This is a genomic window from Nocardia sp. NPDC050406, assembly GCF_044459025.1.
Lineage (GTDB): Bacteria > Actinomycetota > Actinomycetes > Mycobacteriales > Mycobacteriaceae > Nocardia.
Genome location: NZ_JBITIM010000002.1, coordinates 1723948 through 1736576 on the forward strand (window position 1 = coordinate 1723948; position 12629 = coordinate 1736576).

At 68.3% G+C, this 12629-nt stretch carries 8 protein-coding genes; all 8 read left to right on the forward strand.

The genetic code is table 11. The features are described from left to right. Window positions 1-93 precede the first annotated feature (93 nt). Window positions 94-2196, forward strand: coding sequence for a choline BCCT transporter BetT (gene betT, locus ACIBH2_RS21190; protein ID WP_397119845.1), 2103 nt, complete (start codon window positions 94-96; stop codon window positions 2194-2196). After that, window positions 2193-3707, forward strand: a complete 1515-nt coding sequence (locus ACIBH2_RS21195; protein ID WP_397119846.1) for an aldehyde dehydrogenase family protein — start codon at window positions 2193-2195, stop codon at window positions 3705-3707. The genes betT and ACIBH2_RS21195 overlap by 4 nt, the downstream gene beginning before the upstream one ends. Beyond that, the gene (locus ACIBH2_RS21200; RefSeq protein ID WP_397119848.1) at window positions 3704-5266 is read left to right on the forward strand and encodes a GMC family oxidoreductase; all 1563 of its coding nucleotides are present in this window, start codon (window positions 3704-3706) and stop codon (window positions 5264-5266) included. The genes ACIBH2_RS21195 and ACIBH2_RS21200 overlap by 4 nt, the downstream gene beginning before the upstream one ends. A gap of 241 nt (window positions 5267-5507) precedes the next feature. Continuing rightward, on the forward strand, window positions 5508-6011 hold the full coding sequence (locus ACIBH2_RS21205; RefSeq protein ID WP_397119850.1) for a nucleoside deaminase: 504 nt from the start codon (window positions 5508-5510) through the stop codon (window positions 6009-6011). A gap of 510 nt (window positions 6012-6521) precedes the next feature. After that, window positions 6522-8021 carry a xanthine dehydrogenase small subunit gene (locus ACIBH2_RS21210; protein WP_397119852.1) on the forward strand — a complete coding sequence of 500 codons (1500 nt, stop codon included), beginning with the start codon at window positions 6522-6524 and terminating at the stop codon, window positions 8019-8021. Beyond that, a complete protein-coding gene (xdhB, locus tag ACIBH2_RS21215; RefSeq protein WP_397119854.1) occupies window positions 8018-10447 on the forward strand; it encodes a xanthine dehydrogenase molybdopterin binding subunit in 2430 nt (809 codons plus the stop codon). Before ACIBH2_RS21210 ends, xdhB begins: the two co-directional genes overlap by 4 nt. 1 nt (window position 10448) lies before the next feature. Beyond that, window positions 10449-11297, forward strand: a complete 849-nt coding sequence (gene xdhC, locus ACIBH2_RS21220) for a xanthine dehydrogenase accessory protein XdhC (protein WP_397119856.1) — start codon at window positions 10449-10451, stop codon at window positions 11295-11297. Window positions 11298-11450: 153 nt separating this feature from the next. Further along, window positions 11451-12626, forward strand: coding sequence for a lipase family protein (locus ACIBH2_RS21225; RefSeq protein WP_397119858.1), 1176 nt, complete (start codon window positions 11451-11453; stop codon window positions 12624-12626). Window positions 12627-12629: the final 3 nt, after the last annotated feature.

Genomic DNA, 12629 nt, shown 5'->3' on the forward strand with positions numbered 1-12629 from the left:
ACCCCGCCGATAAGCTGACAATTCGCTGGGGCACCTCCTGACACGAGTCGCGAGGTGCCCCGAACTTCGTCCGCTAGCGCTTAGGTTCTTTGGATGAGTGGTGTCAGCTTGCACCCCACGGCCGGACTCGGCTCCATCAACAAGCCGGTCTTCGGCATCGCCGCCGGAATCGTGCTCGCCTTCGCGGTCTGGGCACTCGCCTCGCCCGAGAGCGCCGAAACCGTCGTCGGCGAGGTCAAGACCTTCATTTCCACATGGTTCGGCTGGTGGTACTTCATCCTCGCGACGGGCATCGTCGGCGTGGTCGTGTTCATCGGCGCCAGCAGGTACGGCCGCTACCGGCTGGGACCCGAGGAATCGCGCCCGGAGTACAGCCTGTTCACCTGGACGGCAATGCTTTTCGCGGCGGGCATCGGCATCGATCTGATGTTCTTCTCCGTCGCCGAGCCGGTCTACAACTACCTGCACCCGCCCGTCGGCCCGGCCGCGACCAACGAGACGGCCCGGGAGGCGATCACCTGGACGATCTTCCACTACGGCATCACCGGGTGGGCGATGTACGCGTTGATGGGTGGCGCGCTGGGCTACTTCGCCTTCCGGCACAGCCTGCCGCTCACCATCCGGGCGGCGCTGTACCCCATCTTCGGCAAACGCGTGCACGGCCGGTGGGGCGACGCCATCGACGTCGCCGCGGTGCTCGGCACCATCTTCGGCATCGCCACCTCACTGGGCATCGGCATCGTGCAGCTCAATTACGGCCTGCACGAGATGTTCGGCGTGGCCGAGGGCAAGACCGCGCAGATCGGGCTCATCGTCTTGTCGGTGATCGTCGCGACCATCTCGGCGACCTCCGGTGTCGACAAGGGCATCCGGCGGCTGTCGGAGCTCAATGTCATCCTCGCGATCGTGCTGCTGGTCTACATCCTGGTGGCGGGCCGTTCGGCCTTCCTGCTCGACGGATTGACCCAGAACATCGGCGATTTCGCCTCCACCTACCTCGACCGGACCCTGGACACCTTCGCCTGGGACCGCAATCCGGAAACCGCCAACCAGCCGACCGCGTGGCTCGACATGTGGACGCTGTTCTTCTGGGCGTGGTGGGTGGCGTGGGCGCCGTTCGTCGGACTGTTCCTCGCCCGCATCTCGCGGGGCCGGACCTTGCGGCAGTTCGTCTTCGGGGTGCTGGTGGTGCCGTTCAGCTTCATCCTGTTGTGGATCTCGATCTTCGGCAACAGCGCGCTCGAACTCGCCCGCACCGACGCCGATTTCGCGGCGACGACGGCCGCGCGCGCCGAGGTCGGGTTCTACTCGCTGCTCGAGAAGTATCCCGGTGCGCCGCTGCTGCTCGGCATCGCGACCATCACCGGGCTGCTGTTCTATGTCACCAGTGCCGATTCGGGGTCGCTCGTCATGGGCAATTTCACCTCGCGACTCTCCGACCCGATGGCCGATTGCGCGCGCGGCACCCGCATCTTCTGGTCGCTCGCCATCGGCCTGCTCACCCTGTCGATGCTCTTCGCCGGTGCGGGCGGGTCCATCGCGACCCTGCAGAACGCCACCATCATCATGGGGCTGCCGTTCTCCTTCGTGCTCGCCCTCATCGGCATCTCCCTGCTGCGGGCGGTGCGCAACGAATCCTTCAAACTCGACAGCTACCGCACCGCGCTGCCGAAAGCCCTTGCGGTGGGGCGCGGCCCGACCGAGCACGGCAGTTGGCGGCGCAGGCTGCTCGCCACCATCAGCTACCCCGGGGCTACGGCGACGCGCAAATTCATCACGACCTCCGTCATTCCGGCGATGCGCGAGGTGGCCGCCGAATTCGAGCGCGCGGGCGTGACCGCGACCGTCGACGAGTCGGGTCGCAGTGAGGGGATGTCCGCCCCGCAGCTGCTCGTCGACCAGGCCAACGAGCCGCGATTCGCCTACAGCGTCTGGCCGGTATCGGCGCCGACGCCGACCTACGCGGTGCTCGCGCAGCGCTCCGACGACCGCTACTTCCGCTGCGAGGTGTACCTCGCGGAAGGTTCGCAGGGCTACTCACTCAACGGCTACACCCGAGAGCAAATAATCGGCGACATTCTGGACCAGTACGAACGCCACCTCGGCTACCTGCACCTGCGGCGCTCGGCGAGCGATCACCAGAAGCCGGAGCCCGACGTCACCGACAGCGATACCGAAGGGACACCGACCGCATGAGCGACACCCTGTACATCGACGGCCGCTGGCGTGCGGCCGCCTCCGGCGAGACTCGTGAAATCCGTTGTCCGGCGGACAATTCCGTGGTCGGGGTGGTGGCCGAGGCGGGTGCGGCCGACACCGAGGCCGCCATTGCCGCCGCCCGCACCGCCTTCGACAGCGGGCCGTGGCGGCGGACCTCCGCCGCGGAGCGCGGCGACCTGCTGCTGCGCGTCGCCGACACGATCGACGCCCGGCGCGACGAATTCGTGCGCGCCGAGACCCTCGACACCGGCAAACGGCCCTACGAATCGGATATCGACATGTCCGATATCGCGCACTGCTTCCGCTACTTCGGCAAGCTGGCCGCCGAGGACGCCGGGCGCGTGGTGGACGCGGGGTCACCGGATGTCGACTCCCGCATCGTCTACGAGCCCGTCGGGGTGTGCGGCCTCATCACGCCCTGGAACTATCCGCTGTTGCAGGCGGCGTGGAAGATCGCTCCCGCCCTTGCCGCTGGCAACACCTTCGTGCTCAAACCGTCGGAGCTGACACCGCATACGTCGATTCTCATGCTGTCGGTGCTGCACGATCTCGGCGTGCCGCCCGGCGTCGCCAATCTGGTGCTCGGCGCGGGCGCGACCGCCGGTGCGCCGCTGTCCGCGCATCCCGATGTCGACCTGGTCTCGTTCACCGGCGGCCTGGCCACCGGCAAGGTCATTGCCCGCGAGGCGGCCGCGACCGTCAAGAAGGTGGCGCTCGAACTCGGCGGCAAGAATCCGAACGTCGTCTTCGCCGATGCCTGCGACACCCCGGAGCGGTTGGCCGCGGCCGTCGACAACGCGCTCAACGCGGCCTTCCTGCACTCCGGTCAGGTCTGCTCGGCCGGGGCGCGGCTCATCGTCGAGGCGTCGGCGCACGACCGCTTCGTCGACGAACTGGTGCGGCGGGCCGAGCGGATTCGCCTCGGACTGCCCTTCGCCGAGGGCACCGAGACCGGTCCGCTCATCTCCGAGGCGCACCGAAACAAGGTGCACGCCTACGTGGAACAGGCCCGGGCCGAGGGGGCGGTCATCCGTACCGGCGGCGCGTTCGCCACCGGTGACCAGGGCTCCGGCTCACTCGACGACGGGTGGTTCTACCTGCCCACGGTGATCGACGGCGCGACCCGCGAGATGGCGTGCGTCCACGACGAGGCCTTCGGGCCGACCGTCACCGTCGAAACCTTCGAGACCGAGGACGAGGCCGTCGCGATCGGCAACGACACCGAATACGGGCTGGCCGGGGCGGTGTGGTCGGCAGACGCGGCCCGAGCGCGCCGCATCGCCGCCCGGCTGCGGCACGGCACCGTGTGGGTGAACGATTTCGGACCCTATCTGCCGCAGGCCGAATGGGGTGGCTTCGGGCACTCCGGTGTGGGTCGCGAACTCGGGCCCTCGGGTCTGCACGAGTACCGCGAGGCCAAACACGTCTACGAGAACCTCCGGCCGGGAGTCACCGGCTGGTTCGCCGACCGACGGGAGCAGGAGTGAATCGACCGGACGCACAGCGCTACGACTACGTGGTCGTCGGCGGCGGCTCGGGCGGCGCGGTCGTCGCCGCCCGGCTCTCGGAGAACCCGTCGGTGACGGTGTGCCTGCTCGAGGCGGGACCGTCCGATCTCGGTGACGACGCCATCCTGCGGCTGGACCGATGGATGGAACTGCTCGAATCGGGCTACGACTGGGATTACCCCATCGAGCCGCAGGAGAACGGCAATTCGTTCATGCGCCATGCCCGCGCGAAGGTGCTCGGCGGTTGCTCGTCGCACAACAGCTGTATCGCCTTCTGGGCGCCCCGCGAGGATCTCGACGCCTGGGAGCGCGACCACGGATGCGACGGCTGGGGCGCGGATTCGGTGTATCGCCTGTACGCGGCGATCGAGACGAACGACGCCGCGGGCGAGCACCACGGCCGCAGCGGACCCGTGACCATCATGACCGTGCCGCCCAACGATCCGTGCGGCGTGGCCCTGCTCGACGCTTGCGAGGCGGTGGGAATCCCACGCGCCGTATTCAATTCGGGGCGCACGGTCGTCAATGGCGCCAACTTCTTTCAGATCAACCGCCGTCCCGACGGCACCCGGGCGTCCTCGTCGGTCAGCTACCTGCACCCGAATCTGGACCGACCCAATCTGACCGTCCACACCGGGGCGTGGGCGAAGCGGATCGCCGTCGAGGGCGGCCGGGCCATCGGTGTCGACATCACCGACAATGCCTTCGGCCGCACCACCCGGATCACGGCCGAGCGCGAGGTCATCGTCGCCGCCGGTGCCATCGATTCGCCGAAGCTGCTCATGCTCTCGGGTATCGGCCCCGCGGATCACCTGCGCGAGAACGGGATCGACGTGCTCGTCGACTCGCCCGGCGTCGGCGCACACCTCCAGGATCACCCCGAGGGCGTCATCGGATTCGAGACGACCCGGCCGATGGTGCGCGAATCCACGCAGTGGTGGGAGGCCGGAATCTTCACCCCCACCGTCGACGGACTCGACCGGCCGGACCTGATGATGCACTACGGCAGCGTCCCCTTCGATATGCACACCGTGCGTCAGGGCTATCCGACCTGCGAGAACACCTTCTGCCTCACGCCCAATGTCACCCAGGCCCGCTCCCGGGGCACTGTTCGCCTGCGCTCCAGGGACTTCCGCGACAAGCCTCGGGTCGACCCGCGCTACTTCACCGACCCCGAGGGCCACGATCTGCGCGTCATGATCGCGGGTCTGCGCAAGGCTCGCGAAATCGCTTCGACCGCACCACTGTCCGACTGGGTGGCGCGCGAACTCTATCCCGGGCCCGATACCCGGTCCGACGCCGAGCTGGCCGACTACATCCGACGCACCCACAACACCGTCTACCACCCCGTGGGGACGGTCCGCATGGGTGCTCCCGACGATCCGATGAGCCCCCTCGATCCGCAGCTGCGGGTCAAGGGAATCGACGGCCTCCGGGTCGCCGACGCCTCGGTGTTCCCCGCCCACACCACGGTGAATCCCAACCTCACCGTGATGCTCGTCGGTGAACGCTGCGCCGAACTGATCGCTGCCGGGTAGCCCGGGGCCGCGCGTCGTTCTCGGTGTCATCGACTGGACTTCCGGCGGAAACCGCTTGTAGAAGTCTACGAAGTGCTGGTCTCAGCCCGGAGGGGTCTTCATGGCTTCCACCCCTAGCTGACAGCACGCGATTGGCTGTGTACTCCTCACACACGTTGCAACACAGCAAGGGATGAGTGCCGTGGGTGTCCCGCAAGGGCAGAGCATCCGGGGAGTTCCCACCGTACGAAGAGGAGTGACCGTGACCGCGCACACCGGAGAAGCGAGCATCCACGAGCTCGAACGCGCCTGGATGGACGAGGCGATCAAACTGGCCACCGACAGCGTGTCCAAGGGCGGCGGGCCGTTCGGCGCGCTGATCGCCAAGGACGGTGAGATCGTCGCGATCGGCCACAACCGGGTCACCTCGACCCTGGACCCGACGGCGCACGGCGAGGTGAGCGCCATGCGCGCCGCCTGCCAGCAGTTGGGCACCTTCTCGCTGGAGGGCTGCGTGCTCATCACCTCGTGCGAGCCGTGCCCGATGTGCCTGTCCTCGGCGCTGTGGGCGCGCGTCGATCGGATCGTCTACGCCGCCGACCGCAATGACGCCGCCGTCGCCGGATTCGACGACCGCAAGTTCTACGACCTGTTCGAGAAGAAGCCCGAATCGATGTGGCCGACGCGGATCGTGCGATTGGATCTGCCCAACCGCAACGCCCCCTTCGACGCGTGGCTGGCGAAGTCCGACCGGATCGACTACTGATATCGGCGGGGCCGCGCTGGACGTGGCCCCTCGTCGAGCAATATCGCGTTCACCGCGAGAAACACCGCGGACATATTCTTTTGTTCGATGACCCGAGAGATTCGACGCTTGGACATCGGTTTGTCGGAGAATCCTCCAAACTGTTCCCGACCGGCGCGGCCCGGCTTGACCGCGAGGTCCGCGACACCGTAATTTCGACCACATCGAGTAATTTCGAACACACCGACCCGTGAGGCGCTGGAAGGAGGCGAAGCCGGATGTCCACCATCTCCGATCTGCGTCGCCTCGCCCATCGCACCGTCTGGGTTCCGGGTCGGGTGGCGCACGGCTGCTGAACAGCCGCTTCCGGTGTGGCCCCCGTGCGGCCCCGGCACTTTTCGATCTCCGCCCGCGGCACGTCCTCGCGTGCTGATTCGCGCGCCGATTCCCGGGCCGCGCAGCGAAAGAGAAAGCTTCTGAAATGGCGACTAGAATTGTCATGTCGACCGCGCACCGAAATGAGGATGTGCCATGGTAGACGCGCGGATCACGGTGAATGGCAAGGCCACACCGATTTCCCCGGCCGCACCGCATACAACGGTTCTGGATTTCCTGCGTGAGCGCGGGTTCACCGGGAGCAAGGAAGGCTGCGCCGAGGGCGAATGCGGCGCCTGTTCGATCATGGTGGCGCGGCCGGGCGTGGAACAGCCCACCGACTGGGTGGCCATCAATGCCTGCCTGGTGCCCGTCGCCGCCCTCGACGGCCAGGAGATCGTCACGGCGGAGGGCCTCGGCACCCTCGACGCCACGGGCGCGCCCACCGAGCTGCACCCGGTGCAGCGGGAGATGGCGGTGCGCGGCGGCTCGCAATGCGGTTACTGCACACCCGGATTCATTTGCAGCATGGCCTCCGAGTACTACCGGCCCGGCCGCTGCGGGGGCGGGGAATCGGCTGCGGCTGCAGCGACCGAATCGACTGCCGCCGAAGCGCATTCGCACGACGGCGAGCACGGCCCCAATGGCTTCGACCTGCATTCGCTGAGCGGGAACCTGTGCCGCTGCACCGGATATCGCCCGATTCGCGATGCCGCGTTCGCGCTCGGCGCGCCCAGCACCGACGATCCGTTCGCGCAGCGCCGCGAACAGGCCGCGCCCGCGCCGGTGGCCACCGAGTACAGCCAGGACGGGCGGACCTTCCGTCGGCCGCAGGACCTCGCCGAAGCGGTGCGGCTGCTGCGCGAGCGACCCGACGCCGTGCTCGTCGCCGGTTCCACCGACTGGGGCGTCGAGGTGAACATCCGCGCCCGGCGCGCCGACTACGCCATCGCCATCGACCGTCTCCCCGAATTGCGGGAGCTGCGGGTGGAATCCGATCACATCGAGATCGGCGCGGCCATGTCGCTCACCGAGATCGAACGCCGCCTGGACGGCAGCGTGCCGCTGCTCGCGCAGCTGTTCCCGCAGTTCGCGTCGCGGCTCATACGCAACAACGCCACCCTCGGCGGAAATCTGGGCACCGGTTCCCCGATCGGTGACGCGCCGCCCGCGCTGCTCGCACTCGGCGCCTCGGTGGTGCTCGCCTCCGAAGACGGGGAGCGCGAGATCGACTTGGCCGATTACTTCACCGGATATCGGCAGAGCGTGCGCCGCGCCGATGAACTCATACGGGCAGTGCGCATCCCGCTGCCGCTCGCGCCGGTGACGGCCTTCCACAAGATCGCCAAGCGGCGGTTCGACGATATCTCCAGTGTCGCGGTCGCTTTCGCGCTCGACATCGAGGACGGGATCGTCCGCAAGGCTCGGATCGGCCTGGGCGGCGTGGCCGCCACCCCGATTCGCGCCCGCGACACCGAGGCGGCCCTCGACGGCCAGCCCTGGAACACGGCGACCGTCGAGGCCGCCGCCCGGGTGCTGCGCTCGGAGGGCACGCCGATGAGCGATCACCGCGCCAGCTCCGAGTACCGAGCCGCCATGCTCGGCCAGAGCCTGCTGAAGCTGTACGCGCAAACCACCGAGGCGGTGCTGTCATGAGCCATCTGTCCGAGATCCCGGAGCGCCCCGTGGTCGGCGTGCCGCTGCCGCACGAGAGCGCCTCGCTGCACGTCACCGGCACCGCGCTCTACACCGACGACCTGGTGTACCGCACCAAGGACTGCCTGCACGCCTACCCCGTGCAGGTCATGAAGGCGCACGGGCGGATCACCGCGCTGCGCACCGAACCCGCGTTGGCGGTACCCGGTGTGGTGCGGGTGCTCACCATCGCCGACGTGCCCGGCGTCAACGACGCCGGGATGAAGCACGACGAACCGCTCTTCCCCGAAGAGGTCATGTTCTACGGCCACGCGGTGGCCTGGGTGCTCGGCGAGACCCTGGAGGCGGCGCGGCTGGGCGCGGCGGCCGTCGAGGTGGAGCTCGACGAACTGCCCGCCATCGTCTCGGTGCGCGAGGCCATCGAGGCCGAAAGCTTCCACGGCGCGCGGCCCACCATGATTCGCGGCGATATCGAGGAGGGCTTCGCCAACTCGGCGCACGTCTTCACCGGCGAGTTCGAATTCAGCGGCCAGGAACACTTCTATCTGGAGACGCACTGCGCGCTGGCGCTGGTCGACGAGGCCGGGCAGGTGTTCATCCAGAGCAGCACCCAGCACCCCTCCGAAACCCAGGAGATCGTCGCGCACGTGCTCGGACTGCACAGCCACGAGGTGACCGTGCAGTGCCTGCGCATGGGCGGCGGCTTCGGCGGCAAGGAGATGCAGCCGCACGGCTTCGCGGCCATCGCCGCGCTCGGCGCGAAGCTGACGGGTCGCCCGGTTCGCCTGCGGCTCAACCGGACTCAGGACCTGACCATGTCGGGTAAGCGACACGGTTTCCACGCCGGATGGAAGATCGGCTTCGATGCCGAGGGCCGCATTCAGGCCCTGGACGCGACGCTGACCGCGGACGGCGGCTGGAGCCTGGACCTGTCCGAGCCGGTGCTGGCCCGCGCCCTGTGCCATATCGACAACACGTACTGGATCCCGCACGCGCATGTCGCCGGGCGCATCGCCAAGTCGAATACGGTCTCCAACACCGCTTTCCGCGGGTTCGGCGGTCCGCAGGGCATGTTGGTCATCGAGGACATCCTGGGCCGGTGCGCGCCGCTGCTGGGTATGGATCCGGCCGAATTGCGCGAGCGCAACTTCTACCAGCCGGGCCAGACCACCCCGTACGGTCAGCCGGTGGGCCAGACCGACCGGATCGGCAAGATCTGGCACGAGGTTCAGGACGGGGCCGACTGGGCGCAGCGGCAGCGCGAGATCGCGGCGTTCAATGCCGCGCACCCGAACACCAAGCGCGCCTTGGCGATCACCAATATCAAGTTCGGCATCTCGTTCAACCTCACCGCCTTCAACCAGGGCGGCTCGCTGGTGCTGATCTACAAGGACGGCTCGGTCCTGATCAACCACGGCGGCACCGAGATGGGCCAGGGCCTGCACACCAAGATGATGCAGGTGGCCGCGACCACGCTCGGCATCCCGCTGCACAAGGTGCGCTTGGCTCCGACGCGAACCGACAAGGTGCCCAACACCTCCGCCACCGCCGCCAGCTCCGGAGCCGACCTCAACGGCGGCGCGATCAAGAACGCCTGCGAGCAGCTGCGCGGGCGGCTCGAACAGGTCGCCGCGTCACAGCTCGGGGTGAACGCCTCGGATGTGCGCATTGTCGGGGGCGTGGCGCGGGCGCTGGGCAGTGACAAGGAGCTGGACTGGGACACGCTGGTGCGCACCGCGTACATGCAGCGAGTTCAGTTGTCCGCCTCCGGTTTCTACCGGACCGAGGGACTGCACTGGGACGCGAAGATCTTCCAGGGCTCGCCGTTCAAGTACTTCGCCTACGGCGCCGCCGCGACCGAGGTGGAGGTGGACGGCTTCACCGGCGCGTACCGCATCCGCCGCGTGGATATCGTGCACGATGTCGGCGACAGCCTCTCGCCGCTCATCGACATCGGACAGGTGGAAGGCGGATTCGTGCAGGGCGCGGGTTGGCTCACCCTCGAGGATCTGCGCTGGGACACCAGCGACGGTCCCGGGCGCGGACGGCTGCTGACCCAGGCGGCCAGCACCTACAAACTGCCCAGCTTCTCGGAGATGCCCGAGGAGTTCAATGTCCGGCTGTTGGAGAACGCCACCGAAGAGGGCGCGGTGTACGGGTCCAAGGCGGTCGGCGAACCGCCGCTCATGTTGGCGTTCTCGGTGCGCGAAGCGCTGCGGCAGGCCGCCGCGGCCTTCGGGCCCAGCGGTGTGAGCGTCGATCTGGCCTCGCCCGCGACCCCGGAGGCGGTGTACTGGGCCATTCAGGCCGCGCGCCAAGGCGATCCGTCTCGCAATGGGCACGCCAGCAATGGCGGGGCCGCCGTCGACGGACACGCCGGTAATGGCCGAATCCGCACCGACGCAAGCGCATTGAGCAGTGCCTGACATGACCTGGGTGGCCGCGGTCGCGCGGTTGCGAGCCCGCCGGGAGCCCGGCGTGCTGGTGACCGTCGCGACCGTGCGCGGCCACGCACCCCGCAAGGCCGGTGCCAAACTCGTTGTGGGGCAGAGCCAGACGTGGGGTTCGATCGGCGGCGGCAATATCGAGGCCGTCGCGATCGATCGGGCCCGCGAACTCATCGGCACCCCGGACGCGGAGACCGAACTGATGGATTTCGCCCTCAACGACAAGGTCACCAACCGCCACGGCGTGCAGTGCTGCGGCGGCACCGTCTCGGTCCTACTCGAACCGCTGCCGGTGGTGCCCGCCGTGGCCATCTTCGGCGTCGGCCACGTCGGCTGGGAGTTGGCCCGCATTCTGGCCCGCCACAACCTCGACCTGCATCTCATCGACACCCGACCCGAACAGCTCGCCGACGATCGCCTGAGCGTTCTCGCGGATTCGGTGGCGCAGGTCCACGTGCACCACACCCCGCTGCTGCCGGAGGAGGTGCTCGCGGAACTGCCACCCGGCACCCACATCCTGATCATGACCCACGACCACGCCGAGGACGCGGCCCTGTGCGACACCGCCTTGCGCACAACCGGTCTCGGCTCGATCGGCCTGATCGGCTCCTCCGCCAAATGGGCCCGCTTCCGGCACCGCCTGGCCACCGAGGGCGGCCACGACGCCGCCACCATCGACCGCATCAAGACCCCGATCGGGCTGTCCGAGATCACCGGGAAGGAACCGGCCACCATCGCGGTGAGCGTCGCGGCGGATCTGCTGCGCGCCTTCGAACAGGAGCGCCCGGCGCCCGTCGCCGACTCGGAGATCGCGCGAACGCGAGGCTGACCCGCCGGGAATCCTGCCGGGCCGACCGCCTGGGCTGCTGTACGTTTGCTGATCATGACATGGCGTACTCGTTCGTTCGCTGCTGCCCGGATTGGAAAGGTGCTCGGCGCAAAGGGTTTGCGTGGTACTCACGTGCTGGCGGCGGTGTGTGCCGTGGCGGCTGCGGTGTCGGTCGCTCCGGCGGCGCAGGCCGAGGATCTGTTGCCACCGAGTAGCGACTCCTTCTTCGGATATGACGCGAGCCTCGTCGACCTCGAGCCGGGAGCCGTTTTGAAGGAGCGGGCGGTCCAGGTGCCGATCGGGGCGGGCGTGGTCGGGGCGACGCAGCTGCTGTTTCGCACGACCGGGCAGACGGGCGCTCCGTTGCTCGGGGTGACCACCGTCATGCGGCCTGCCAATGCCGGTGAACTCACGAAAATCGTTGCGTTCCAGAACTTCTACGATGCGCTCGGCGCGCAGTGCAATCCGTCCTACACCCTGCGCGGCGGCGGCAATCCCGGGGACTACGGCCGGTACGTCGACCAAGCCGTGATCGGGCGGTACCTTGATGCCGGATACACCGTTGTCGCAACCGATTACGAGGGAATCGACCTGGCCTTCGGGGCGGGGCGGCAGTCCGGACAGGTCACGCTCGATGGTATTCGCGCCGCGCAGCGGCGCTTCGGGGCCGATCCGGGGCGCAGCCCGGTGGTCATGGTCGGGTACTCGGGCGGGTCCATCGCGACCGAATTCGCCACCGAGGCCGCCGCCAACGGGTATGCGCCGGAACTGAATATCGTGGGCGTCGCGGAGGGCGGCTTCCCGGTCGACTACCGCCATTCGATCGAGTACGTGAACGGCACCCAGATCTGGTCCCGGGTGATCCCGCTGATTCTCGGCGGGCTCGCGCGCGGCTACGGCATCGACCTGGATCCCTACCTCTCCGAACGCGGCAAACAGGTGATGGCGGATGTGCAGGGCCGCTGCCTGACCGACGAGCAGTTCACCGGCACCATCGAGGAGCTGCTGCGGCCGGAATACCAGGCCTACACCGAGGTTCCGGAGCTCGCGCGCATGCTGACCGACACCCGCATGCGCGTGGTCGGGAACCCGACCGCGCCCATGTACGCGATGATCGGCAATTCGGACGGCCGCGGTGACGGCGTCATGGTCGCCGCCGACGAACGCGCGCTGCTGCGCGACTACTGCGCCGAGGGCGTGCCCGTGCAGTTCCGCGAGGTGGCCAGCGACCACGTCACCACCGGTCTGGCCTTCATGGCGGCGGTCGCGCCGTTCGTCGACGAGCGGTTCAACGGTGCTCCGGCCGTGAACGACTGCGCGGCGATCTGAGGC